Here is a 24519-nt window from a genome sequence, read left to right on the forward strand (position 1 = left end):
TGGCGGAGCGAGTCCGCCAGCGACCGATGGCCGGATTCCTAGAAATCCATGCCGCCGCCCATGCCGCCCATGCCGCCGCCGGCGGGCATCGCGGGGCCGTCCTCCGGCTTGTCGACGACGACGGCCTGCGTGGTGAGCAAGAGGCCGGCGACCGAGGCCGCGTTCTCCAGCGCCGTGCGCGTGACCTTGGTCGGGTCGACGACGCCCATCGCGAGCAGGTTGCCGTACTCCTCGGTGCGGGCGTTGAAGCCGTAGTCGGCCTCGCCGTCCTTCACCTTCTGGACCACGACCGAGCCCTCGAGCCCGGCGTTGTTGACGATCTGGCGGAGCGGCTCCTCGAGCGCGCGGCGCACGATCTTGACGCCGATCTGCTGGTCCTCGTTTTCGACCTCGAACCCGTCGAGGGCCGAGAGCGCGCGGACGAGCGCGACACCGCCGCCGGGCACGATGCCCTCCTCGACGGCCGCGCGCGTGGCGTGCAGCGCGTCCTCGACGCGGGCCTTCTTCTCCTTCATCTCGGGCTCGGTCGCCGCACCGATCTTGAGAACGGCGACGCCGCCGGACAGCTTGGCGAGCCGCTCCTGGAGCTTCTCACGGTCGTAGTCCGAGGTCGTGTTCTCGATCTGGTTGCGGATCTGGCCGATGCGGCCGGTGATCTCCTCCTGCGTGCCGGCACCGTCGACGAGGGTCGTGCTGTCCTTCGTGATGACGACGCGCTGGACCTTGCCGAGCGAATCGAGCGTCGCGTTCTCGAGCTTGTAGCCCATCTCCTCGGACAAGAGCGTGCCGCCGGTCAGCGTGGCGATGTCGCCCAGCATGGCCTTGCGGCGGTCGCCGAAGCCGGGGGCCTTGACGGCCGCGACCTTGAGCGTGCCGCGGAGCTTGTTGACCACGAGCGTCGCGAGCGCCTCGCCGTCGATGTCCTCGGCCACGATCAGGAGCGGGGAGCCCGTCTGGGCCACCTTCTCGAGAACGGGGAGGAGGTCCTTCATCGCCGAGATCTTCTTGTCGTGGATCATCACGACGGCGTTCTCCATCACGACCTCCATCGCGTCCGGGTCGGTCACGAAGTAGGGCGAGAGGTAGCCGCGGTCGAACTGCATGCCCTCGACGGTGTCGAGCGACGTCTCGGTGCCCTTGGCCTCGTCGACCGTGATGACGCCGTCCTTGCCGACCTTCTCCATCGCCTCGGCGATGAGGTCGCCGATCTCGGTGTCGTTGTTGGCCGAGATGGAGCCGACGGAGGCGATCTCCTCTTTGCCACCGACGTCGCGCGAGAGCTTCTTGAGCTCGGCGACGACCTGGATGACGGCCTTGTCGATGCCGCGCTTGAGGTCCATCGGGTTGGCGCCCGAGTTGACCGAGCGCAGGCCCTGGGTCATGATCGCCTGGGCGAGGACGGTCGCCGTCGTGGTGCCGTCACCGGCGACGTCGGACGTCTTGGAGGCGACCTCCTTGACCATCTGCGCGCCGACGTTGGCAATCTTGTCCTCGAGCTCGATCTCCTTGGCGACGGTGACGCCGTCCTTGGTGACGGTCGGGGCACCAAACTTCTTCTCGATGATGACGTTGCGGCCCTTGGGGCCGAGCGTCACCTTGACGGCGTTGGCGAGCGCGTCGACGCCCTCCTTGAGCTGGTTGCGGGCGTCCGCGTCGAATGTGATCTGCTTAGACATAGTCTGGGTTGAGTTGCGTGAGGGGTGGGGGGAGAGACGTGGGCGGAGCGGAGGCCGCTCGACGCCCGGCTCGCTACGAGTTGACGATCCCGAGGATGTCGGACTCGCGCATGATGAGGACGTCGTCCCCGTCGAGCTGGATCTCGGTGCCGGCGTACTTGCCGTAGAGCACGGTGTCGTCGGCGGAGACGGTCATGTCGACCTTGGTGCCGTTCTCGACCTTGCCCGGGCCGACCGCGAGGACGGTGCCGCGCTGCGGCTTCTCCTTGGCGGTGTCGGGGATGTAGAGACCGCCGGCGGTCTGGGTCTCAGCGGCCTGGGGCTTGACGACGACGCGGTCGCCGAGCGGCTTGATGGATGCAGCCATGGTAGGGGGGGAGGGTGGGTCGGAAAAGAGCGGGCGCGAACGCCCGGGGAGAGATTAGCACTCTCCCTGTCAGAGTGCTAGGGTCTTACCAGGCATCTGGCCCAGGGGTCCCGGACAGTCCGTTAAGACAGCGTGAGCGAGCCGCATCCTTGGCGGCTCAGCTACCGTAGGTTTCGGCATGGAAGTCGCTCCCCTACGGACCGGATGGGTCGTCGCGCTCGGCGTGTCGACCGGGCTCGCGGTGGTGGCCGTCGCCGCACCAGTGGTCGGCGGAGAGGCGGGCGCTGTGATGCATGCCGCCTTCGCGAGCGTCTGTCACCAGCTGGCTGACCGCTCGCCCCACCTCGCGGGCGGTCCGGTCGCCCTGTGCCACCGGTGCTCCGGCATCCTGGGTGGCCTCGTGCTCGGGCTCGCCGCCGCCCCGCTCCTCGGCCGCCACCTGCTGGCGTCGCTGACCACGAAGGCGCAGGGCTGGTGGCTGTTGCTGGCCGTGCTCCCGACCGCCCTCGACTGGGCGCTTGGGGCTTCGGGCGTGTGGGCCAATACCCCCACATCTCGGCTTTTGACGGGCGCCTTGTTCGGCCTGGTCGCAGGCGTGGTGCTCGCCGCCAATCTCCTCACCTCCCGCTCTGCGCGGGCCCCTGCTCTCTCACCCTCTTGAACATGCAACCCAAGGTCCCCTCCATCGCGCTCGGCGCCGCTGTGTACACCGTCCTCGGACTCATCATCGGGTTCTTCGCTCTCAACGCAAGCGGCTCAGCTCAGTACCTGACCGGGGTGCTTTGCTGCCTGGCGGCGATCTCAGGCCCTGCGGTGGCGGTCTGGCACTACACGTCCACGCACGACCTGACCATTCAGGCGGGGACCGGCGCCGGGCTTGGCGCGGCGGCGATCGTGGCAGGTGGGCTCGTGAGCCTCGCCATCACCAAGCTGTTGCAGATGGTGAGCATCTACCCCTCCGATGCCGAGATCATGGACCGCCAGCGCGACCAGCTGATCGCGCAGGGCCTGGAGCCTGAGATGATCGAGCAGTCGATGCAGATGGGCGAGATGATGCAGGGCGTCGGCGGTGCGCTGATCAACATCGTGATCGCGGCGCTGATCGGCGCCATCGCCGGGGCCGTGGCCGCGTCGGTGTTCAAGCGCGGCCCTGCGGGCGACACGCTCGATCCGATGTAGGCGGTCAGCGGCGGTCGCCTTTGCGGCCGCCGCGCTTGCCGAAGACCGTCTGGAGCACGAAGGCGTCGCGCGCCGCGGCCGGGTCGCTCAGCCGTTGGCGCCAGCGCGTCCGGGTCGGCCGGGGCCGTCGCTTGCGACGGAGTCCATGCGGGTCGAAGTCCTCCGAGGCGCGAGCCGGCTCCACGAAGGCCGGGGCCCTCTCAAACCGCTCTTCCGAGTACGGGTTCTCGGCCCCGAAGCCGTGCGCATCGTGGTCGACGGGCACGAGCGCGTCGAACGATCCGGTGGGGGCTGCGAACTCGGACCCGAGCGCAGGGATTGGCCGCGCGGGCGGGGGTGCAGCGGGGAGAATCGGCTCAGGAGCGGGGGCGGCCAGGGGCGCGGTCTGGTCCTCAGGCTCGACACCGCCGGCTTGCGCCAGCGACTGCTCCAGGTTGGCGAGGAAAGCCTCGAACGGCGTGGGGCTCTTTTCAGGACGGGCCCCGCTGACCAGCGGAGTCTGTGCGGCCTGCTTGCGTTTTTGCGCCTTGCGGCGGCTCGTCAGCAAGTAGTACGCCCCGATAAACAACAGGGGCAGGAGTTCGAGAATCGCTTCCACAGATCCGGGGCTGGCGTGCCATGAACGTACGCCGTGCGTCCGGTCGAGATGCAGCCCAGCGCTGGACTACAGGAGTCGAGGGGCGCGGGCCTCGTCGCGGAGCGCCTCGATCACCCGGCGGTTCGCTCGCGGGAACGCGTAGTCGTCCAACTCGGAGACGGAGACCCACGCCCACGGCTCGCCGGTCTCTGTGGCCGGTTCGCCCTCAAGATGGCGGCACCTGAAGGCGTGCATCGTGATCCGAAAGTGAGAGTAGGCGTGCTCGACGATGGCGACAGGCCGTCCGACCTCGACGGCGATCCCCAACTCCTCGGCGACCTCGCGCGCGCACGCCTCCTCCGTCGACTCCCCGACCTCGACTTTTCCACCGGGAAACTCCCACAGCCCCCCGAGCATGGCGTCCTCCGGTCGTCGCTGGATGAGCACGCGTCCGACGGCGTCGAACACGAGCCCGGCGGCGATGGTGTGGTGGGGCACGGCTTTGCGCTTCGAGACGACCGGGTACGCTTCCGGCTCGCCGCCGGCGGCTGCGCGGCAGATCGGGCGGAGCGGGCAGCGGGGGCACGCCGGCTGGCGGGGCGTGCACAACGTCGCGCCAAGCTCCATGACGGCCTCATTCCACCGCCCCGGGTGCTCCCGGTCGAGCAGGTCGTCCGCGAGCCGCTGGAGGGCCGCCCGCGTTCTGCCTGCGCGAGCGTCGGCGTCGATGGCGAAGACGCGCGCCAGCACCCGAATCACATTCCCGTCCAAGACCGCCAGGGGCGTGTCGAACGACAGCGACAGGACGGCGGCGGCTGTGTACGGGCCTACCCCGGGGAGCGCGCGGAAGGCGTCGGGGTCGGAGGGGATCCTTCCGCCATGGTCGGCGACGACGACGCCCGCGGCGCGGTGCAGATTCCGGGCACGCGAGTAGTAGCCGAGGCCCTCCCACAGCTTGAGCACGTCGTCAATGGGCGCCGCCGCTAGATCGGCCACGTCCGGGAAGCGGGCGACGAACCGGCGGAAGTACGGGGTCGCGGTGTCGACGCGGGTCTGCTGGAGCATGACCTCCGAGACCCAGACGCGGTAGGGGTCGCGGCGGCCGTCCGGCCCGGGCTCGCGCCAGGGCATCGCCCGTCGCGCGCCGTCGAACCAGGCGGGGAGCGCGTCCGAAAAGGCGGCGCGGTCGGCGGTGGTGACGGCCTCGGCCAGGGCGTCTCCGAGCGGCTGCGCCATGCTACCCCGTGATGTCAACCAGCAGGACGATGGTCTCGGGCGCGCGTCCCGGCGCCAGCCGCCGCAAGAGGACCGGTAGGGCACCGCGCTCGCGCGCCAGCGTCCGCCACATGAACGAGCGGTCGACGAGCCACGACAGCGCCGGGGCGTCGGCGACCTCGTAGGTCACCGCGGTGCCGCCGAGGCGGGCGGGCAGCGCCACGATCAGCGTCTCGCCCGCGCGGACGGCGTACCGCAGCGTGTCGGCAGCGGGGCGATCTTGGACCTGCGGGTACCGCGTCGCGGACTCGCCCGTTTGGGCGGACACGCCCGGCGCGAGGCCGAGCAGGAGGGCGACGAGACCCAGACGAAATGCGAACACAGCCGACGGGGGAAGCGGGCCGCAAGGTAGCCCTTGCCATCGCCGTGCTCGCGCTCGCGACGGCCGGCGCGGCCCAGTCGGTCGCCGTCGCGGCCGACACCACGCTGCGGCTGTCGGCCCCGGTTGCTCGTATCGCCGACGCGCTCGCGGCGCAGGGCTACCTGTTCGCAACCGTCGACTCGACCCGGGCCGACACCGCGTTTGTGACGCTCGGAGAGCAGGCGGTCGTCCGGCGGTTCGAGGTGGTCGGGGCGGCGTCGGTGCCGCTCGAGTGGACCACGGCGCCGGGAGCGCCGTTCTCGGCGGCCGGCCTCTCCGCCGACCTCGACGTCGCCGCCGTGCGCTACGCCCGGGCTGGATTTGGAGACGCCCGCCTCGTGCCCGCTGTGGAAGTCGCCGAGGGCGGGCGAGCCGTGGACGTGACGGTGCAAGTAACTGAGGGCGCCGCGGGTCGGGTGGTGGGCGTCGAGCTTGCCGGAGCGCGGTCGCCCGCGCGGGCGTTTGCCTCTAGACGGGCCGGGCTTACCGAGCCGACCCCGCTTGCGGCCGTCGACCTCGACGCGCTCCGCCAGCGCCTCGACGCGACCGGGCTGTACACGGAAGTGGGCGAGCCTGTCATCGCTCGGGACGCGGCGGGCGATCTCGTGGTCCAAATCCCTGTCGTCGACGCGCCGCCGGGCGCGGTCGACGTGGTGCTGGGCTACCTCCCGCCGGGCGCGACGGGCTCCGGCAGCGTGGTCGGACGGGGCCGGGTCGACCTGCGCAACCCCTTCGGCGGTGGCCGCGCGCTGTCGGTCGAGCTAGAGCGGACGCCCGGGCTGGCGTCGTCCTTCCGCGTCGCCGCCAGCGACCCGTTCGTGCTCGGCACACCGATTGGCGCCGGGCTCGCCTTCGACGGCGACGCGCGCGATTCCACCTTCTCCCGCCAGCGGCTTGCGGGCTTGCTGATCTACGCGGTCGACCCCGGCCTCGACCTCGTCGCCAGCGTGGCCGCCGAGCAGGTCCGGCCCGGAACGTTCGGGGCCGGGCTCGTGGATGGGCGCCCGCGCATTCGGCGAACGGACGATGTGCTGGTCGGGCTCGGGGTCGTGGTCCGCCGTCTCGACCGTGCCCGGAACACACGTCGAGGCGTCGAGGCGAGCGTCTTTGCTGAGCAGGCGAGGCGGGCTAGCGAGGCCTTCGAGACGCCGGGTGGCCGCCGGAGACTTACGCTGGCCTCGCGGGGGTACCTCCCGACTCTCGCTCGCCAGACCCTCGTGCTCGGCGTGGACGCGACGGTGACGCAGCAGAGCGCCGGCCCCGACGGGCTCGTGGACGAAGGGGATCTGGTGCGCGTGGGCGGCGCCGCTCGCTTCCGTGGCTACGACGAGGACGCCTTTCTCGCTCGGAGCTACGTCCGGGGCATCGCCGAGTACCGGATCCTATTCGACGCCGCCTCCTTCGCGTTCGTGTTCGTCGACGCCGGCGGCCTCGACCGCCCCGCCGTTCCGGGATTCCCGGCCGAACGGCGAGGGCTGTTCGGCTACGGAGCGGGCATGCGCGTGACGACCGCGCTGGGGCTGGCGACGGTGTCGTACGCCCTCAACCCGGACCTCGGGGTCGGGCGCGGCAAAGTCCACGTCGGGCTCGCGGTCGGGCTCTAGCTCAGCCCTCGACGTCGTCGGTTGAGTCCGCCAGCCAGTCGACGCCGGCTTGCTCGGCGCAGTGGTCGCAGCAAAAGACGCGCTCGCCGTCTTCGAGGCCGTGCCCGAGCACGCGAACCCCGCAGTGCGCGCAGGACGGGGCGATCCGGTGCGCGGCGCACTCGATGGAGTCAAAGGTCATCGACTCGCCAGAGGCGAGGGTGACGGTGAACGCGCGGTCGTAGTCGTTTCCGCAGGTGTCGCAGACGGGCATCGTAGAAGGGGAGAGGGAGACCAGCCAACGGCGCCCGGAGCGCTCGGTTCGGCCGGTAGCTTGCGGGATGATCGATGCCCGCGTCCTCGCCGTCCAGCGTCTTCTCCGTGTCGAAGACGACGGCGCCCACGTCGCCCGTCTCGCCGACGGCGCCAGCAGCCCCGAGGTCTCGCGGCGCGCCGTCGACTACGTTTCCGGGGTGACGCGGCAAAAGCGGTACCTCGACTTCCTGATTGGGAAGTTTTACAACGGCAGGCTCAACGACCTCGACCCCGAGCTGCTCCAGATCCTGCGGATCGGCGCCTACGATCTGGTCGTCCGCGAGGTCGCTCCCCACGCAGCCGTCAACGAGGCTGTCGAGACGGCGAAGGTGGTGCTACACCGCGGCGCGGCGGGCGTGACGAACGGTGTCCTCCGCGCGCTCGACCGAGCACGACAGTTCGGGAGCCTGCCCGAGCCCGTGGGCAAGGACCCCGCCGACGCCCTTGCCATCCGGTACTCGCACCCCACGTGGACCGTCCGCCGCTGGCTGGCGCGGTGGGGCGAGGACGCGACGCGTGCGTTCCTGGAGGCCACCAACGCCCGGGGCGGCTACACCGTCCGCGCCGTCGACCCCGAAGCGCTGGCGCCCCGGCTCGCGGAGCTTGGCGTGGAAGCCGATCGGTTGGAGGCGGCGCCCGACTTTTTCCGGGTGGACCGGCTCCAGCCCATCCTGCGATCCGGGCTGATCGAAGAGGGCGTGTGCGCGGTGCAAGACGTGGCCGCAGGCCTGGTGGTGCACGTGCTCGACCCGCAAGCGGGCGAGCGAGTGCTGGACGCCGCCGCCGCCCCAGGCGGCAAGGCCGTGTACGCTGCCTTGCGAATGGGCGAGGGCCAGGTCGTGGCGCTGGACGTGAGCGAGGCGAAAGCGCGCCTGGTCCGCCAGTCCGCCGAGCGGCAGGGCGCCGGCCTCGTCCGCGCCGTCGTCGGCGACCTGGCGACGTGGGGGGCTGATGGGCCGTTTGACCGGGTGTTGCTCGATGCCCCGTGTTCGGGCAGCGGCGTGCTCTCCAAGCGCGCCGACTTGCGCTGGCGTCGGAGCCCGGAGCAACTCGGCGAGCTGGCGGACCTCCAAGACCGCTTGCTCGATGCGGCGTCCCGGCACGTCCGGCCCGGCGGGCTCCTCGTGTACTCCACCTGCTCGGTCGAGCCGGAGGAGAACGACGACCGCGTCGAGACCTTCCTCGCCGGCCACCCCGACTTCACGGTCGAGCCCGTCGCCGACTTCGTCCCGGCACCGTTCGTCGACGGCCCCGTTTACCGGGCGCTGCCCCACGTCCATGGGACCGATGGGGCCTTTGCCGTCCGCCTTCGACGACTGACATGACCGATCTGAAAGCGCCCTATCTCGATGCCCGCGCCCGTCTCCGCACGCTGCTGGACGGGCTCGACGACGAGGCCTTCAACGCCAAACCTGCGCGCGACTCGTGGTCGGCGGGGGAGTGCCTCGTGCACCTCAACAAGATCGCGAAGGGCTACCTCCCCGTGATGGAGGAGGCCGTCGCGCGGGGTGGGCCGACGGGGGCGCCGCCGTTCCGTTATGGGTTCGTCTCCCGAAAATTTATCGGCGCCCTGCAGCCTGGGACACGGCCGCTCCCGACGGGCGGGCCGATGAAGCCGCCCGCTACCGAGGGGCTCCGGTCCAACATCGACAGGGCACGCGTCGTGTCGCGGTTCGAGGCCGACATCGACCGCTACCTCGCCGTCATCGACGCGGCGGAGGGGTTGGACCTGGCACGCATCAAGATCCGGTCGCCGTTCATGACGTTGCTCCGGCTTCCGCTGGGAGCGTTTCTCGAGGCCATGGGCGTGCACTCCGTACGGCACATCGCCCAGGCCGAGCGGGCCGTTGCTGAGAGGACTGTGTGAGTGCCTTGCCGCGCGCGCGGCAATGTTCGACCTTCCGACCCGTTGCCCACCCGCCCCCCGAGTCGCCTCTGCACGCTGGTACCCCGCTTCTCTCAAGCTCATGACCTCTGTGCAGGCCCGTCTGTGGCTCCTCCTCGCGCTCCTCGTCGCCGTTCCGGCGTCCGCGCAATCCATCACCGGCAAGTACGGCGGTGACTTTCTCGCGTCCGGGGTGGGCGCTCGCGCCCTCGGGATGGGCGGCGCGTACGTGGCCCACGCCAACGACGTGACCGCCGGCTACTGGAACGTGGCCGGTCTGAACGGCCTGCGCTCCGGCGAAGCCGCCTACATGCACGCCGAGCGCTTCGACGGCGCGGTCGCGTTCGACTACGCCGCTGTCGCCTATCCGCTCTCGTCGCGGTCGACGGTCGCCGTCTCGTTCGTCCGGTCCGCCGTCGACGACATTGCGAACACGCTCGACGCCTACGATCCGGCGACCGGGCAGATCAACCCGGACAACGTCCAGCTCTTTTCGGCGGCCGACAACGCGCTCTACGTCTCGTACGCTCGCGGCGTCGGGAGCAAGCTCTCGCTCGGGGCCAGCGCCAAGGTGGTCCGTCGCGGCATCGGCGACTTCGCCGACGCCTGGGGCTACTCGCTCGACCTCGGTGCCCAGCTCGACCTGGGCCGCGTGCAGCTGGGTGTCAACGTGCAGGATGCCACGGGCATGATCCAGTCGTGGTCGGTCGATCAGGCGCGGTTCGAGAACGTGCCCGAGGAGAGCCGGCCGGAGGGCCTGACAGAGATCGTGCTCCCGCTCGCGCGGCTCGGCGCGGCGACGGTCATCCCGCTGTCCGACGACGTCGGCTTTACTGCCGCCGCCGACCTCGACCTCGGGTTCGACGGCCAGCGCGCGAACGTGCTCGACGCAGGCGGCGTCTCGTTTCGGCCCCGCCTCGGCGGCGAGCTGACCTACCGCGACATCCTGGCCTTCCGCGCGGGCATCGCCGACATCGCCACCAGCGAACGGTTCGGCACGCAGATCACGCCGTCTGTGGGAGCCGGTGTGAACCTCGGACCGCTCGCGGTCGACTACGGGTTCGGCGACTTCGGAGGGCTCGCGAGCGAGCTCGGGTTCTCCCACCGCGTCTCTCTAGCGTACCGGTTCGGCGCTGGCGCGCCGTCCCGCCTCTAACTTCCGCCGTCCCCCGCCTGCAGGCATGCTCCCTTCCGACGACCGAGACGGCATCGTTCTGAGCGTGACCCTTCACCTGGTCGTGCTGCTGCTGTTGGCGCTCGCGTTCGCCGCGCCGCCCGAGGTCACCGACCCCGACTGGCCGCCGCAGTTGCTGGAGGTCGAGTTTGGACCCGCGCCCGTGCCGCCCGAGATCGTCGGGGAGCCCGAGGCCGCGGAGGCCGGGGCGCCGTCGCGCGCCATGGAGCAGCCCGAGGAGGAGCGACCCACGCCGCCGGCACCGTCGCCGGCGCGGATCCCCGAGCGCCAGCCGACGCCGCCCAAGCCCGACCGCCCGCTTCCGCGTCCGGCGCAAGCCGACAACGCACCCCCCGCCCGTCCGAATCCGCCGTCGCGGGCGACCCGGCCGGAGCCCGACCCGCGCGCGGCACGCCAGCCGGAGCCGAGCACGAGTGCCGGCACCTCGGAAGGCACCAGCCGGAGCGCAGGTGCCGACACCGGTGCGGGCCGAGGGTCCGGGGGCGACGCGCCCGCGGAGGTCGGCTTCCAGTTCGGCAACCGCACCTACGACTGTCCCACCCCCCCGTTCAGCGGAGTCGAAGGGGAAGTGACCTATCGCGTCACGTTCGCGCCGAACGGCCGCTACGTCGCCGACCGCCCGGTCACGCGCAACGGCGCGCTCGACGCCTCGGTCCGCTCGGTGATCTCGCGCTGCCGGGCCGAGGCGCTCCCCCCGAACGCGCTTCAGGTCAATCAGACGACGCAGGCGACGTTCCGCTTCCGAGCGAATTGAGCCGCTCGCGGAGCGCTCTCGACGCCGTCCGCGTTTCGTCGGCGACTGCGGCCGCCAGCGCTCGGGACACGAACCACGTCGGGGAGCCGGCCGCGAACGCCGCCGCGACGGCGTGGAAGGTGAACGCGGTGATCGGCCGGCCATCCGTGATGAGGTGCAACGGACGCCAACGGTCAGGGGCAAACTTGGCCTTAAAGCGCTCCAGCCCTTCAAAGTTATAAAAGCGCGAGGCGTGCGCTCGCGTCCACCAGAGCAGGGCGCGGACGAGCCGGGAGGGCGCCGGTCGGCTCAACGGCGCGAACGTCGACAGGGGCACCAGCCCAAGTGTGAACGTGCCGTCCGGGGGGAGGCTGGCGACGACCGCGTCGAGCAGCAGCGCCGCCGTCCCGTTCGGGGCATCGCGACGGCGGATGATCCACTCCACGAACGCCTCTGGGCCGGGTCGGAGCGCTGCGTACCCGAGCAACTCCGCGTTGAGGGTCGCCGCCCAGAACTGTCGGCCGCCCGGCGCGTCGAGCACGAACGGGTCCGCGAGGAACGCGAGCGGGGGAAGGCCGCGCCGCGCCAGCCAGTCGTTCAGCACGGGCTCTAGACGGGGGGCTTCAGACGAAGGGAGCCGAGCCACGACGACGCCTTTGTTGCGCGCGCGCGCGATCTGCGCCCGCACCGACGCCTTCTCGGCTTTGACCCGCGCCCACGCCCCGACGTGCCACACCGGCTCGGCGCCGATCACCACCGAGGGGCGATCCCGGGCAATGGCGTGTGGTTCCTCGACCCCGAACCACAGGACCCGCGCACCGGCCCGGTGAGCGTCGCGCTCGAATTGCGCGGCCGTCGCCCGTGCCCCGTCCGTTGGCCCACCGGCCGCGACGCGGACAGCTCCCCAAGAGCGGACCTCCACGTAGTCGACGGTCGCGATGCCGGAGCTCCACGTCTGCATCAGGGCCGGACGGCGAGTCCGAGGCGGAGAAACAGGTCGTTCGGGCGATCCTCCCAGAATTGAGCGTCGCCGTAGAAGCGAAGGGCGACGCCACGCGCGGGCTCGATTTCGACGTAGGCGCGCAGGCCGGGACCCCGGAACACGTCGCCCGCCAGGAACGGCGCGCGACTGTCGACTGGAGGCGTCCCGACCCGCACGTCCCCGCCGACCTGAGCGACGCCGCCGTCTCCAAGCCGTGGGTTCTGGCCCTTCCGGACGTACCGACCCGAGACTCGCGCCCGGGCCCGGAACGGCAGCCAGGCCTCGACGCCCGCGAGCCATTGGTCGGCGTTCGGCCCCAGCGGGTGGCCAAGCCCAAATCCGTTGTGAACGTACGAGTTGAAAAAATCCCCCTCCTCGATGAACCGGTGCGTGTACGTGTACGGCTCGATCCGCACGTACTCGGCAAAGGCCGACAGCCCTGAGCCCGGCACCGCTGCCCGCGCGCCAGCCTGGACCGCCCACTTGTTTCCGTACGCGCCGTCGCCCAGGGTGGCCGTGGCGAGGTCGTCGACGAGCCACGTGAGGTAGGCCTCGACGCCGGGGACCGGGCGCACCGTCGTCTCCAATGAAAAGAGCGTATTGTCCCGGTCGTACAACGCGTGCTCGGCGGCCTTCACCGGGAAGAGGGGGTTGAGGTACGCCAGCTCCGGTCCTCGGCGCCCGTACACCGCCATGCCCGTGTACGCCCACGTCCACCAGCCCGTCGGCTGGACTTCCAGGCGATGGAGGGCGAGGTACCGTTCCGGCGCGTCGAAAAAGAGCGAGTCGCTGGCATCGATCACGTTGGGTCGGCTGCTGAGCGCTGCGTGGACGGCTTCCAGGGTGATGCTCCGGGAGCGCAAGCCGAGGCGCACAAAGGGGAGGTAGTCGGCGTTTGCCGACAGCACAACCGGGGCCTCGGCGCTGGCGCCGTAGACGAGCCGCTCGTTCGCGATCTCTGCGGAAAAGGGCCCGGTCGCAATGCGCGCGGAGGCCGTTGTCTGGTCGAACGGTCCCCGGATGTTCGACGAGTCGCGCGAGACGTAGTACAGCGGCGCGAGCAGCGGGTCGTCCGCCAGCACGTCGGCGTCGCCGGTGATCTGGGTGCCCGACAACGTGCTCGTGTAGAGACCGAGCCAGTCTCGGTAGGAGGCCTCGAAGGTGAGCCGCGCGCTTCGAGCGAGCCCGCCTGCCGTGCCGTCGGCGTCGCGGCCCTCGACGACGCCCTCGGCCCATACGCTCGCGCGCCAGTCGTCGTCGCGGGCGTAGAGGATCGTGCGCTCGGCGTCTGGATCGAACACGCCGGCCTCCCCATCCCCAATCGTGCTGTGGACTCGGTCGAGCGGCTCGAAGAACTCGCGGCGGAACTCGTCGAGCCAGAACCGACCCGGCGGTCCGAGGCGTTCCGAGCGGGCCGCCAGCGAATCGAGATGCTGCCGGACCACGCGTCGGTCGATGGGGCGCGTTTCGTGTCGGTACTCGGGTAGCGCCCCAGCAACGCGCTGCGTGACGAGCCAGTCGTAGACCCGGTGCTCCGCCGGGACGATCTCAGGCTGCGCGGCCACCGCGCTCGCCACCGATGCGAAGAGAAGGAGGCCAAGAACGCGATCCATGCCCAAATCTACCCGACGTTCGAACCCGGTTGCGCGCCCCCGGGCAGGCGTCTACCTTCCCGGAGTCACCCCACCCCCATTGCCCGAGACCCTTCCGTTACGCGCACCACGCCCGCCGCGCTTGTCTCGTCGCATTGAGATCCTGGCCCTCACCCTGGGGGACGCCCTCGCCTCCGTCGTCGCTCTGAGCGCCGCCGTATGGGGCCCGGCTGCCCTTTCCTGGCTTCCACCCGTCGTCGGGTCGGTCTCCATCGCGAGCGCCGTACTGGTGGCCGCTTGGGTGCTTCTGTTTGCGTTTTCAGGGCTGTACGCCGAGCGCTACGCCCGCGGCCGTCTCGATGAGTTGGTGACGCTCGCCAAGGTGGTGGCTTTCGGCTGCCTCGCGCTCCTCTTCGGCGTCGTCATCGACCGCGTGCAGGGTGGGGACGTGAGGACCGCAATCGGGTCGTACGCCCTTTCCCAGTTTGTGGCCGTGGGGGGGGTACGACTCATGCTCCGCGCCGTGCAGCGGGCGCTGGTGGTGCGCGGCTACGGCCGCCACCGCGCCGTCGTGGTCGGGTGGTCCGATCGCGTCGAGCCGCTGTACCACGACCTCGCGCGGTACCCGGCGGCCAACATCGAGATCGTAGGCGCCCTGCGCCTGCGGGCCCCGTCCGACGTGCCCGTGCTGGCCGACGGGACGCCCGCGCCGGTCACGATCACGGAGCGCTTCCCCGGTGGCGATGCCTTGCCCGACGGGGCCATCGAAATGACCGCCGCCGGTGCGCCCGAGGCGGCCGTCGCCGAACTGCCCGGCCTGATCGACCGGCTCGGCGTGCAGGACGTCATCATTGCCATCGGTTCCGAGGACCACGCGACGCTCGACGAGGTGCTCCGCGTCTGCGACGGCAAGGCGGTGACGCTCAAGCTGGTCCCCGACTTCTACGCCGCCGTCGGGGGGATGGCGCGAACGGAGCACACGTATGGCCTGCCGCTGATCGAGGTGCTGCCGGAGCCGATGCCCGCCTGGGAGCGGCGCACCAAGCGCATCGCGGACGTGGTCGTGAGCGCCCTCGTGCTGCTCATCGGCGCACCGATCTGGCTGGCGGTCGCCGGCCTGGTCCGGGCGACCTCGCCGGGCCCGGCGATCTACCGGCAGACGCGTGTAGGGCGGCTCGGCAAGCCGTTCACGATGCTCAAGTTCCGGACCATGGTCGACGACGCCGAGCGCCACACGGGGCCCGTCTGGGCGGAGAAGCGCGACGACCGCGTGACGCCCATCGGCCGCTGGCTCCGGCGCCTGCGCATCGACGAGATCCCCCAGATGTGGAACGTGTTCGTCGGCCAGATGAGCCTGGTGGGCCCGCGCCCCGAGCGCCCGTACTTCGTCGACAAGCTGGTGGACCGGATCCCGCTGTACAGCCGCCGCCACCGGATCCAGCCGGGCGTTACCGGGCTCGCCCAGGTCAAGTGGCGCTACGACTCCGACCTCGACGACGTCCGCCAGAAGCTCAAGTACGACCTGTTCTACATCGAGACGATGAGCCTGGGGCTGGACACCAAGATCCTGTTCCGTACGATCCGCACCGCGCTCGCCGGCGGCGGGCACTGAGCGGAGGGCTGGCGTTAGCAGGTCCGGCGTCCAAGGTTGGGGATTGGAGGTTCGCGGGCGGGTACCTTCGGTGGCCCCTCCCCGGACCCATGCCCCGCCCGACCGCAACCGCCGCCCCCACGGCCGTCGACCTCGACCTGTACCGCGCGCTCCAGATGCCCCGCACGGTGGAGGACAAGATGCTCCGCCTGATCCGCCAGAGCCGGATCTCGAAGTGGTTCAGCGGCTACGGCCAGGAGGCCATCGCGGTCGGCTGCGCGTATGCGCTAGAGGACCGCGACTGGCTGCTCCCGATGCACCGAAACCTCGGCGTGTGGACGACGCGGGGCGTGCCGCTCCGCCCGCTGTTCTGCCAGATGATGGGGCGCGAGGGCGGGTTCACCAAGGGCCGCGACCGGACCTTCCACTTTGGCTTGCCCGAGCGCCGAGTCGTCGGCATGATCTCGCACCTCGCCGCGATGCTACCTGTCGCAGACGGTCTGGGGCTGGCGTCAGCGCTGCGGGGCGAGGATGCCGTCGCACTCGCCTTTACCGGCGAGGGGGCTACACGCGAGGGGGACTTCCACGAGGCGCTGAATCTCGCCGCTGTCTGGAAGCTGCCCGTCGTGTTTGTGGTCGAGAACAACGGATACGGGCTGTCCACCCCGACGGCCGACGCGCTGCCCGTCGCCGACATCGCGGACGCGGCGGCGGGCTACGGGATGCCCGGCGTCGTCGTGGACGGCAACGACGTCGACGCCGTGATCTCGGCCGTCCGCGACGCCGCGGCGCGCGCGCGAGCCGGGGAGGGGCCGACCCTGCTCGAAATGAAGACGTTCCGCGTGCGGGGCCACGAGGAAGCGTCGGGCACCAAGTACGTCCCGGACGCGCTCATCGCCGAGTGGGAGGCCCGCGACCCCATCGCCGGCTACCGCCAGCGGCTCCTCGACGCCGGCATCGCAGAGGCGACTCTCGACGCCATCGACGCCGAGCTGGCCGACGAGATCGAGGCCGTCGCCGAGTGGGCGCTGACCCAGCCCGAGGTGACCTCCACGGACGCCGCCGAACACGTCGACTTGTTTGCCCCCGCATCGTTCTCGCCGGCCCCCGCAAGCCCCGCCGAAGACGGCGTGCGGTTTATCGACGCCGTCACCGCTGGACTCCGGGACGCCTTCCTCGGCGACGACTCGGTGTTGCTGATGGGCCAGGACGTGGCCGAGTACGGCGGTGTCTTCAAGGTGACGGCTGGGTTCGTCGAGCAGTTCGGCGCCGACCGCGTGCGCAACACACCGATCATCGAGAGCGGGGCGCTCGGGTGCGCGCTCGGGCTCGCGCTCGATGGCTTCCGGCCGGTCGTCGAAATGCAGTACGCAGACTTCATCACCTGCGGCTTCAACCAGATCGCCAACAACCTGGCGACGACGCACTATCGGTGGGGCGCGCCGGTCCCGGTGACCATCCGTGCCCCGTTCGGCGGGGGCATCGGGGCCGGCCCGTTCCATAGCCAGAGCCCCGAGGCCTGGTTCTGCCATGTGCCCGGGCTCAAGGTGGTCGTCCCGGCGACGCCGGCCGACGCGAAGGGGCTGACGCTGGCGGCCATCGAAGACGACAACCCGGTGCTCGTCTTCGAGCACAAGGCCCTCTACCGCTCGCTCCGGGGTCCCGTCCCCACGGGCGTTCACCGCGTCGAGATTGGCAAAGCAGCGGTCGTGCGCAAGGGCTCGGATCTGACCGTCGTGACGTGGGGCGTCGGCCTCCAGTGGGCGCTGGCGCTCGCCGACGACGAGACGTTGGGCGGCGCCTCGGTCGAGGTCATCGACCTGCGGACCTTGGTGCCGTGGGACCGCGTCACGGTCCTCGCCTCCGTCAAAAAGACGGGCCGGCTGCTCGTGCTCCATGAGGCGGCCCGGACAGGAGGCTTCGGCGCCGAGATCGCAGCCGAGGTCGCCGAGGCCGCGTTCGCCACGCTCGACGCCCCGCCTGCACGAGTCGGCGGGGCTGACCTCCCGATCGCCTTCTCGAAGGCCATCGAAGCCGACGTTTACTCGGCTCGGGCCCGGCTGGCGGAGGCGGCGCGACGGACGTTGGCGTACTAGGCTCTGACGGGGGACTGCCTCGCGGTACGCGGTCGGCCCCTGGCGTTACGCTGCTTCTGGCTCCTGGCGGAAACGCCCCGCCTCGATCTTAGGCCGCGTTCGGAACGGCATGGCAGCCCCTAGACTTCGATGGGCGCCACGTCCGAGCTGTCGGGCTCAATGACTTGCTGGCCTTCGTCGGCATCTTCCGGGCGCGTATCGCTCACCTCGTAGGTGAGCTCGTAGTCCCCGGTCTCACCGGGCCTGAAAGACGTTACAACGATGGTCCATTCGCCGGCCTCTGTCGCCTCGAGAATGGCCTTGGTCATCGACGTGTTGCCGGCGGCAGAATCGTCGATGTCCGTCTGTTCCCCGGTCGGACTCAGAACCAGGAAGTAAGGATCGAAGTCGCCAGACAAGACCTGGGCACGGATCCACTGGCCTCTGCGAGCCATGACCTCGTAGGAGTCGAGGAATTCGCCGGAGACCAGCGTGTCGTCTCCCTCCTCCAGGGTGCCCGTGTAGATCTTTTCCGGCGAGGCTGGCGGAGCCTCAGGCGCGATGGTGGCTGTCTCGGGATCCACCGCTCCGGGCGAGTCCGAGGCGTCTCCGCAGGCGGTGAGGGCGAGAAAGGCGAGGAGGGCGGCGCGGGTCGTCATCAGTCAGGAGGGAGGCAAGCCGAAACCTAGCACGAACAGGACGTAACCGCGAAGGGCGGGGGGGCGCCGGGCCAGATTATGCCGAGCGCGAGTCGACGGCGCCGCCGCTTGCGGACACCAGTTGTGTGTACCACGCCAGCGCCTCCCGAAGCCGAGAAAGTGCTGAGCGTGGCGCCCAGACCACAGACAGGGTCCGCGTCGTCCCGCCGTGCGTCTTCGTGCGCTGGCTGTCACGGACCGGGTTGGCGCAGAATCCCTCGGCGTCGCGAACCCCCATCAGCCCGGCAAGCGAGATCTCCTGCCCGCTCGCGTTGAACACGTAGCGGTCGTCCGGCCCGCCGACGCCGATCGAGTGTGGAGCGCGGGCACGGTCGAGGTCGATCACCGAGATCGGGAGGCCGCTGTGAAGGGAAACCGCGTTGCACGCATCAACCGCCGCGTTATTGGGCCCTAGGAATCCGCCCTTCGCTGCTTTGACGAGGTACTCCGAGGAGGGCTTCCCACGGCCCGTTGGCTTGTACCCGTCCTGCCGCAGCACGTCCCGCACCGCCATCCGGACCTCCTCGCTGCGAGCGAGGGGCGCCGGGCCGTCGATGTGCAGCGCGGCTGTCGCTTCGATCGGCGTGTCCGTGTCGGAAAGTGGCCCGGGATAGGTCGAGGCGAGAAGGCCGACCGCAAGCCCCGGGACCGCGGCCGCGGAGGCGAGCAGGGCGCCAAGGTCGGGAGCAGTCACGGGCTGGCGTCGATGGGGCCGTCGTCGGTGTCCGGGCCACCGAAAAAGCCGTCGTTGGAGAACGCGTCGCCGAAAAGATCGCTCTCCGACCCGTACTCGAGGGCGTCGAGCACGAGTGCCGAGAGGTCCCCGCGGAGCCGCGTCACCATCAGCTCGCCGTCGCCGACGACGACGGCCACCAGGTCGGTGATGGGGCCGCCCTCGCGTTCTCGTGTCATCACCCAGACGGCATGAGAGGAGTCTCGAGCGGTTACAAGCGGCAGCCAGCCCACGCGCTCGTACTCGACGAGGAACGAGGGGCGCTGGAGGGCAAGCGCGTCGACGGTCCCCTCGATAGGGGCTCGCGCGACTTTGATCTGGCGGACGTTGCTCGAGATCCGTCGGTACGGCTCAGTGGCGCTGGGCGCGAAAAGCCGAGACACGAACCGGGACGACCCGATGGTCCCTCGGCCGAAGGCGACGGCGAAGCCGCGGCCGACCGTGGCGTCGCCGGTCCGCTCGATCTCCGAGGCGACTTGGCGCTTTGCCCGGCCCATCTCGATGGACACGCAGCCGGTGAGTCCCACCCCGAGGGCGAGGGCGAGCAGGAGGCGGCTACTGTTCATCGTCGTCATCGTCGTCGTTCCAGTCGCCGTCGATGTCGACGCGGCCGAAGCGCTGGCTAAGGGCGCCGACTTGCGTCGGGTCGATGGTGCCGTCGATGAGGACGAACACGGCGTTGTTGTCGTCGGGGTCGACCGCGAGCACGGCCATCCCGTCGAAGGCGTCGCCGGCGTCGCGGACGTAGACCCAGACATCGCCGTCGTCCTCGACGGAGGTGCCGGGGATGGACCGGACGCGGACGAGCGTCATCCACCCGTCGGCCTCGAACCGGCGGCCGACCTCAGAAAAGTGATTGATCGCCAGCGACCGCTCGGTCGCGGCGGCGGGGTACACGCGGACGGTGACGCGGCGGAGCCCGTCGAGCATGAGGGCGGCCTCGGGCTCGTCCGTCCGCGCAGCGGCAGCGGCAAGCCGAAGGAGTGACCCCTGGAGGTTGATCTCGACCTGGGGCTCCGACCCGAACAGGGCGTCGAGGTCGGCGCCGGAGATGGGCTGAGCCGACAGGGGAATGGCGAAGGCCGCGAGCGCGGCGAGGATCAGTGAGCGCATGATTAGAAGGGGAGGGCGGTGTCGAGGGTGGAGGTCAGGGCGCTGGCGTCGTCGCGGATGGCGTCCCGGGCCTGGGTCTGTACGTCGGCTACGAGGGCGAAGGCGAGCGCGAGCTCGCGCCGCGCGGCGGCCACGTCGGCGGCGGACGGCTCGGGCTCGGAGACCTCGTCGGGCGGGCCGTCAGTGGCCGGCTCGGTCGCAGCGATCAAGTCGGGGCTCGGGGCGACGGGCGTCGTCGCGGGCACCGGGCGAGGCGGAGACGTGGGTCGAGAGGGCTGGGCCGCTGCGGGGGCGGGCGCCGTGGCCGGAGGCGTGGCCTCCGGAATCTCAGACGTGTCCGGTGAGGGGAGCGGCTGTGTAGTCTCGGTCCCCGGCACCGGCGCCTCGACGCGGGCGATGTCGGGGGCCGTGGCCTCCTCCCGGGGGAGAAGCCACACCGTCGCCGCCAGCGCCAGCGCTGCGGCGAGCGACAGCGGCACGAGCTGGAAGCGGCGCAGCGTCCGCCCGGCCCGGCTCGCGGGGGCGGCGGCGCGGTCACCGGCGCGGCGTGTCGAGCGGCCGACCGCCGCGAGCGCGGCGTCGAGCACCTCGGGAGGGCAGACGATGTCCGCGAGCGCGGACAGGCCGAGGTCGTCAGCGAGCAGTGCGGCGTCGCAGGCGTCGCAGGTTGCGGCGTGCGTTTCGAAGGCCTGGGCGTCGGGCTCGGCGAGCCGGCCGTCGCGGTACGCGTCGATTCGGGTGCAGTCGGTCATGGGACCAGCTCGGGGGCGGAAAGGGTGAGGGCGTCGCGGACCCGGCGGCGGGCGCGGTGGAGGTAGACCTTGAGCGTGTTGAGCGGGAGGTCGAGGGCGTCGCAGATCTCGTTGTAGCTGAGCCCCTCGATCTCGCGGAGCACGAGGATCGAGCGGTACGGCTCGGCCAGCGTGTCGACGGCGCGTGCCAGCTCGACCCGGAGGTCGCCGGCCTCGGCGTGGTCGTCGGGGGTCGGCGCGTGGCACGAGGGTTCCGCGACGGCCTCCGCCAGCCCGGGCGCGGGCCGGACCGACCGCTTGCGGAGCAGGTCCAGCGCCGCGTTGCGGGCCACGCGGGCGCACCACGCGCGGCGACGGGGATCGGGGATCTCCGCCACCCCACGCCAGACCTTGACCAACGCGTTCTGCGCGGCGTCGGCGGCGTCGGCGGGCGTCCCGGTCACGCGGAGCGCGACGCGGTAGACGAGGTCGGCGTGCTGACGGACGAGGGCGTCGGGAGACATGGACGTTCGGGGTGCGTCCTCCCGACGCGGCCCCTCATCGCAAGGTTACAGCGCCCAGGCGCCGCCACGATGTTTGGTGTACCTGGCGGACCTCGCCACCCGCCTGCACCGTCGTCTGCAGTCCCATGCGGCTTCGGTCGGGTGAGATTGCCGATGTGCGCCCGACGTCCAGCGAGGGGGAGAGGGCTGCTCAGGTCCGTGTCGAGTGCCGCACCGGGCGAACCCGTAGGCGACGTGTTCAGACCCTCCTGCTCGCCATCTCCCACGTGCGGCGGTCCCGACACCATTCGTCAGACTCGCCACGGCGGTCAGTCTGCCCGAGGAAAACTGGGGACGCTCCAGGCCCAGTCCCTCAATCCCCGCGCAGTTGAGCCCCCAACTGGTCCGCCGCATCGGCTGCTGCCCGGGCAAAGTCGTTGTCGGTAGAGGCGTAGAGGATCGCCCGGCTGGAGTTGATCAGGACCGGCCCGCCCGCGTTCGCCGCCAGCGTGTCCGCCGCCGACCCACCCTGGGCGCCGACGCCCGGGACGAGAAAGGGCACCTCGGGATGAGCCTCCCGGAGGTCGGCCAGCAGCTCGGGCCGCGTGGCGCCGACCACGAACCCGGTCTCGCCGGGTTGTCCCTCGGCCGCGTTTGCCGCGAGCCGGGCGGCGTGCCGATACACGGGCTCCCCGCCGACCGAGAGGTGCTGGAGATCCGTCGCGCCCGGGTTCGAGGTGGCGACGAGCACGAAGGCGCAGCGCCCCGGGTGTTCGAGGAACGGCACGACGCTGTCGCGCCCCATGTAGGGCGCGACCGTGGCCGCGTCGCCCCCGAGGCGGTCGTAGAGGGAGGTGGCGTACCGCCGTCCCGTGTTGCCGATGTCGCCCCGCTTGCCGTCGAGGACGAGCAGCCGTCCGGACGCGCGTACGGCGGCGCAGACCTTCGCGAGGGCGTCCCAACCGTCGGACCCGTAGGCCTCGAAGAAGGCGAGGTTGGGCTTGAAGGCGGCCGCGGCTCTTGATGTAACCTCCGTTATTGCAATGCAGAATTGAGCCGCCCCGCTCGCTGAGGCCCCGAACGAGGCCGGCATCCGGTCGGGGTCGGGGTCCAGCCCGACACACAGCGGCGCGCCGGTCTCGGCCACGGCGGCGGCGAGGCGGACGGAAAAGGGGAGAGGGAGGGGGGCGGGCACGTCGGGCATGGCGGAATCTCGCGACACTTCGCACGTTGGCGCCTGAGAACCGTTCGGCCCTCTCCTATGTTGAACGGCACTCGAAAGCGCTTCCAACTCCCCCAACTCCCATGTCCGTACTGTCTTCGATGAAGGGCGTCTCCGCCCGCGACCAGCAGATGATCAAGGAGGCCGAGACGATGCTCGGCCCAGAGCCCGAGGAGATGGGCTTCATCAAGAACCTTTTCTGGGGGCGCGTCCGCGAGGAGCTTGTCTTCCCGTATCCCGAGGTGTCGGCAGCGGAAAAGGCCAAGACGGACACGCTGCTCACGGAGCTCAACACGTACCTCGACACCGAGCACCCGTCGATCCAGATCGACCAGGAGCAGGAGATCCCGGAGTGGGTGATCGAGCGGCTGTTCGAGATGGGCGTGATGGGGATGACGGTACCGGAGGCGTACGGTGGTCTCGGACTGGGCGTCGCTAGCTACAACCGCGTGCTCGAGGCGATCGGCCGCCGCTGCGGCTCGACGGCCGTCATGGTTTCGGCCCACCAGTCGATCGGCTGCAAGGCGCTGATGCTCTTCGGCACCGACGACCAGAAGGACCGCTTCCTGCGGATGGTCGCTCGCGAGAAACTCTCCGGCTTCTGCCTCTCCGAGCCCCAGGTCGGCTCCGACGCGGCGGGACAGGAGACGCACTGCGAGTGGAACGAGAAGGAAGGGGTCTACATCCTCAACGGCGAGAAAAAGTGGATCACCTCGGGTGCCATCTCTGGGCTGCTGACGGTGATGGCCAACCAGCAGGTCACCGATCCCAAGACCGGCAAGACCAAAAAGGGCGTCTCGGCGCTGATCGTTACGCCGGACATGGAGGGCGTCACGTTTTTCCAGAAGAACCGGTCCAAGACCGGCATCCGCGGCACGTGGCAGGCGCGCATCAAGTTCGAGAACGTCCGCGTGCCGAAGGAGAACCTGCTTCACCGCGAAGGCCAGGGCCTCAAGGTGGCGCTGACGTGCCTCAACTACGGGCGGTGCACGCTGTCCGCCGGCGTCTCCGGCGCCGCCAAGCAGGCCGCCGAGCAGGCCACCAAGTGGGTTGCCACCCGGCACCAGTTCCAGCGCCCGCTCGCCGACTTCGAGCTCGTCCAGAAGCGCGTCGCCGAGATGCACGCGCTGTGCTTCGGCATGGACGCCATGCTCTACACGGTCTGCGGCATGCTCGACCGCCACGACTCCGACATCATGGTCGAGACGGCGGCGTGCAAGCTGTTCTGCTCCGAGGAGGGCTGGAACGTCATCGACTCGGCCATGCAGATCATGGGCGGCGAGGGCTACGTGACCGAGAACGAGTTCGAGCGCCTGTGGCGCGACAACCGCATCCACCGGATCGTGGAGGGCTCGAACGAGGTCATGCAGTCGTTCATCTTCGCGTACGGCGGCAAGCAGCTCGCCGAGTACATGCTGGGCGTGCTCAACACCGTCCAGTGGAGTGCCGACGAGACGGCGGGCGAGAACCTGTCGCGTATCGTCGGCGGCGCGCTCAAGCCCGCGACGATCAAGGCGGGCACCCCGCTGGCGACCGAGATCTTCCTCGGGAAGAAGGTGGCCAAGCCCGAGATCAACCGCGTCCACCCCTCGCTGCGTTCCTTCGCCGACCGGCTCGCGAGCCACGTTCAGACGCACACGCGTGAGTTCAAGCTGGCCTCGAAGCGGATGGAGGAGAAGATCGTGACGGCCCAGGTCATGCAGGCGCGGCTCGCGGACAATGCGACGCTGATGTTTGCCTGGGCGTGCACGCTGTCGAAGCTGGACCAGCAGATCGCGCGCGGCGCCGAGGGCGCGGAGTGGGAGCGCGACAAGGCGGCCGGCCTCCACTTTATGCACCTCGCGCACGAGCGCATCCTGGCGAACGTCCGCGGCCTGTCGACCAACTCGGACGAATCGATGCGTCGCACGGCCGCGGCCGCGCTTGCGTTCGTGGACACGATGCCCAATGAGGACTTCTACATCCACGAGTCGTCGCCGACGGCGCAGGGGACGGGCCACCCGGTGCAGGAAGCCTTCATCAAGCAGTTCCCCGAGGACGGCGCCCCGTTCGTGCCGCGTCCTGACGGCGAGCACGCGTCCGGTGACGGCGCCGTCGCCCCGGCGACCCCGGCCGACGCGTAGTCCCGTAGGC

General features: G+C 70.5%; 25 protein-coding genes. 10 read left to right on the forward strand and 15 right to left on the reverse strand.

Annotated features, from left to right (window positions below):
• Window positions 1-38 precede the first annotated feature (38 nt).
• On the reverse strand, window positions 39-1676 hold the full coding sequence (groL, locus tag ACLII4_RS11840) for a chaperonin GroEL (RefSeq protein WP_412067608.1): 1638 nt from the start codon (window positions 1674-1676) through the stop codon (window positions 39-41).
• Between the two features lie 73 nt (window positions 1677-1749).
• On the reverse strand, window positions 1750-2043 hold the full coding sequence (gene groES / locus ACLII4_RS11845) for a co-chaperone GroES (RefSeq protein ID WP_412067609.1): 294 nt from the start codon (window positions 2041-2043) through the stop codon (window positions 1750-1752).
• 178 nt (window positions 2044-2221) lie between these two features.
• On the opposite strand from groES, the gene ACLII4_RS11850 reads away from it, so the two are divergent.
• Together ACLII4_RS11850 and ACLII4_RS11855 are read left to right on the forward strand one after the other, a co-directional pair.
• Window positions 2222-2704, forward strand: coding sequence for a DUF2085 domain-containing protein (locus ACLII4_RS11850; RefSeq protein WP_412067610.1), 483 nt, complete (start codon window positions 2222-2224; stop codon window positions 2702-2704).
• Window positions 2705-2706: 2 nt separating this feature from the next.
• Window positions 2707-3222, forward strand: a complete 516-nt coding sequence (locus ACLII4_RS11855) for a hypothetical protein (protein WP_412067611.1) — start codon at window positions 2707-2709, stop codon at window positions 3220-3222.
• Window positions 3223-3226: 4 nt separating this feature from the next.
• Here the strand turns inward: ACLII4_RS11855 and ACLII4_RS11860 are convergent, their stop codons facing one another.
• The 3 genes from ACLII4_RS11860 to ACLII4_RS11870 all read right to left on the reverse strand — a co-directional run bounded on the left by ACLII4_RS11860 (window position 3227) and on the right by ACLII4_RS11870 (window position 5396).
• On the reverse strand, window positions 3227-3820 hold the full coding sequence (locus tag ACLII4_RS11860) for a hypothetical protein (RefSeq protein ID WP_412067612.1): 594 nt from the start codon (window positions 3818-3820) through the stop codon (window positions 3227-3229).
• 66 nt (window positions 3821-3886) lie between these two features.
• Window positions 3887-5035: an A/G-specific adenine glycosylase gene (mutY, locus tag ACLII4_RS11865; RefSeq protein ID WP_412067613.1), complete on the reverse strand. Its 1149-nt coding sequence runs from the start codon at window positions 5033-5035 to the stop codon at window positions 3887-3889.
• A 1-nt stretch (window position 5036) separates the two neighbouring features.
• Window positions 5037-5396, reverse strand: a complete 360-nt coding sequence (locus tag ACLII4_RS11870) for a hypothetical protein (protein ID WP_412067614.1) — start codon at window positions 5394-5396, stop codon at window positions 5037-5039.
• Between ACLII4_RS11870 and ACLII4_RS11875 the strand changes: the two genes are divergently transcribed.
• Complete coding sequence (locus tag ACLII4_RS11875) at window positions 5387-7039, forward strand: BamA/TamA family outer membrane protein (RefSeq protein WP_412067615.1); 1653 nt, start codon at window positions 5387-5389, stop codon at window positions 7037-7039. The two genes, ACLII4_RS11870 and ACLII4_RS11875, sit on opposite strands and share 10 nt — an antisense overlap.
• Before the next feature lies 1 nt (window position 7040).
• On the opposite strand, the gene ACLII4_RS11880 is transcribed toward ACLII4_RS11875, so the two are convergent.
• Window positions 7041-7292, reverse strand: a complete 252-nt coding sequence (locus ACLII4_RS11880) for a hypothetical protein (protein ID WP_412067616.1) — start codon at window positions 7290-7292, stop codon at window positions 7041-7043.
• A 67-nt stretch (window positions 7293-7359) separates the two neighbouring features.
• Between ACLII4_RS11880 and rsmB the strand changes: the two genes are divergently transcribed.
• The 4 genes from rsmB to ACLII4_RS11900 all read left to right on the forward strand — a co-directional run bounded on the left by rsmB (window position 7360) and on the right by ACLII4_RS11900 (window position 11167).
• On the forward strand, window positions 7360-8658 hold the full coding sequence (gene rsmB, locus ACLII4_RS11885) for a 16S rRNA (cytosine(967)-C(5))-methyltransferase RsmB (RefSeq protein ID WP_412067617.1): 1299 nt from the start codon (window positions 7360-7362) through the stop codon (window positions 8656-8658).
• Complete coding sequence (locus ACLII4_RS11890; RefSeq protein WP_412067618.1) at window positions 8655-9200, forward strand: DinB family protein; 546 nt, start codon at window positions 8655-8657, stop codon at window positions 9198-9200. Before rsmB ends, ACLII4_RS11890 begins: the two co-directional genes overlap by 4 nt.
• A gap of 100 nt (window positions 9201-9300) precedes the next feature.
• Complete coding sequence (locus ACLII4_RS11895; RefSeq protein ID WP_412067619.1) at window positions 9301-10374, forward strand: PorV/PorQ family protein; 1074 nt, start codon at window positions 9301-9303, stop codon at window positions 10372-10374.
• Between the two features lie 25 nt (window positions 10375-10399).
• Entirely contained in the window at window positions 10400-11167 is a 768-nt protein-coding gene (locus ACLII4_RS11900) for a hypothetical protein (RefSeq protein ID WP_412067620.1), read from the forward strand.
• On the opposite strand, the gene ACLII4_RS11905 is transcribed toward ACLII4_RS11900, so the two are convergent.
• Window positions 11124-12107, reverse strand: a complete 984-nt coding sequence (locus ACLII4_RS11905; protein WP_412067621.1) for a phosphatidylglycerol lysyltransferase domain-containing protein — start codon at window positions 12105-12107, stop codon at window positions 11124-11126. The genes ACLII4_RS11900 and ACLII4_RS11905 overlap by 44 nt on opposite strands.
• Window positions 12107-13741 (reverse strand): capsule assembly Wzi family protein, encoded by a 1635-nt coding sequence (locus ACLII4_RS11910; protein WP_412067622.1) that lies wholly within the window; start codon window positions 13739-13741, stop codon window positions 12107-12109. The genes ACLII4_RS11905 and ACLII4_RS11910 overlap by 1 nt, the downstream gene beginning before the upstream one ends.
• Window positions 13742-13862: 121 nt before the next feature.
• Here ACLII4_RS11910 and ACLII4_RS11915 point away from each other — a divergent pair, with 121 nt between their 5' ends.
• Together ACLII4_RS11915 and ACLII4_RS11920 are read left to right on the forward strand one after the other, a co-directional pair.
• On the forward strand, window positions 13863-15332 hold the full coding sequence (locus tag ACLII4_RS11915) for a sugar transferase (protein ID WP_412067623.1): 1470 nt from the start codon (window positions 13863-13865) through the stop codon (window positions 15330-15332).
• A gap of 89 nt (window positions 15333-15421) precedes the next feature.
• Entirely contained in the window at window positions 15422-17407 is a 1986-nt protein-coding gene (locus ACLII4_RS11920) for a thiamine pyrophosphate-dependent enzyme (RefSeq protein ID WP_412067624.1), read from the forward strand.
• 119 nt (window positions 17408-17526) lie between these two features.
• Here the strand turns inward: ACLII4_RS11920 and ACLII4_RS11925 are convergent, their stop codons facing one another.
• From ACLII4_RS11925 to pyrF, 7 genes are all read right to left on the reverse strand, one after another.
• Window positions 17527-18045, reverse strand: a complete 519-nt coding sequence (locus ACLII4_RS11925) for a hypothetical protein (protein WP_412067625.1) — start codon at window positions 18043-18045, stop codon at window positions 17527-17529.
• A gap of 76 nt (window positions 18046-18121) precedes the next feature.
• The gene (locus tag ACLII4_RS11930; protein WP_412067626.1) at window positions 18122-18778 is read right to left on the reverse strand and encodes a hypothetical protein; all 657 of its coding nucleotides are present in this window, start codon (window positions 18776-18778) and stop codon (window positions 18122-18124) included.
• Window positions 18775-19383 carry a hypothetical protein gene (locus ACLII4_RS11935; protein ID WP_412067627.1) on the reverse strand — a complete coding sequence of 203 codons (609 nt, stop codon included), beginning with the start codon at window positions 19381-19383 and terminating at the stop codon, window positions 18775-18777. The genes ACLII4_RS11930 and ACLII4_RS11935 overlap by 4 nt, the downstream gene beginning before the upstream one ends.
• Window positions 19373-19930, reverse strand: a complete 558-nt coding sequence (locus ACLII4_RS11940) for a DUF4252 domain-containing protein (protein ID WP_412067628.1) — start codon at window positions 19928-19930, stop codon at window positions 19373-19375. The genes ACLII4_RS11935 and ACLII4_RS11940 overlap by 11 nt, the downstream gene beginning before the upstream one ends.
• 2 nt (window positions 19931-19932) lie before the next feature.
• Entirely contained in the window at window positions 19933-20682 is a 750-nt protein-coding gene (locus ACLII4_RS11945; RefSeq protein WP_412067629.1) for a zf-HC2 domain-containing protein, read from the reverse strand.
• Window positions 20679-21185, reverse strand: coding sequence for an RNA polymerase sigma factor (locus ACLII4_RS11950; RefSeq protein WP_412067630.1), 507 nt, complete (start codon window positions 21183-21185; stop codon window positions 20679-20681). The genes ACLII4_RS11945 and ACLII4_RS11950 overlap by 4 nt, the downstream gene beginning before the upstream one ends.
• Before the next feature lie 352 nt (window positions 21186-21537).
• Window positions 21538-22368 carry an orotidine-5'-phosphate decarboxylase gene (gene pyrF / locus ACLII4_RS11955; RefSeq protein WP_412067631.1) on the reverse strand — a complete coding sequence of 277 codons (831 nt, stop codon included), beginning with the start codon at window positions 22366-22368 and terminating at the stop codon, window positions 21538-21540.
• Between the two features lie 101 nt (window positions 22369-22469).
• Here pyrF and ACLII4_RS11960 point away from each other — a divergent pair, with 101 nt between their 5' ends.
• Window positions 22470-24509, forward strand: a complete 2040-nt coding sequence (locus ACLII4_RS11960) for an acyl-CoA dehydrogenase family protein (protein ID WP_412067632.1) — start codon at window positions 22470-22472, stop codon at window positions 24507-24509.
• Window positions 24510-24519 lie beyond the last annotated feature (10 nt).

Source organism: Rubrivirga aquatilis, from assembly GCF_046845665.1.
Classification (GTDB): Bacteria; Bacteroidota; Rhodothermia; order Rhodothermales; family Rubricoccaceae; genus Rubrivirga.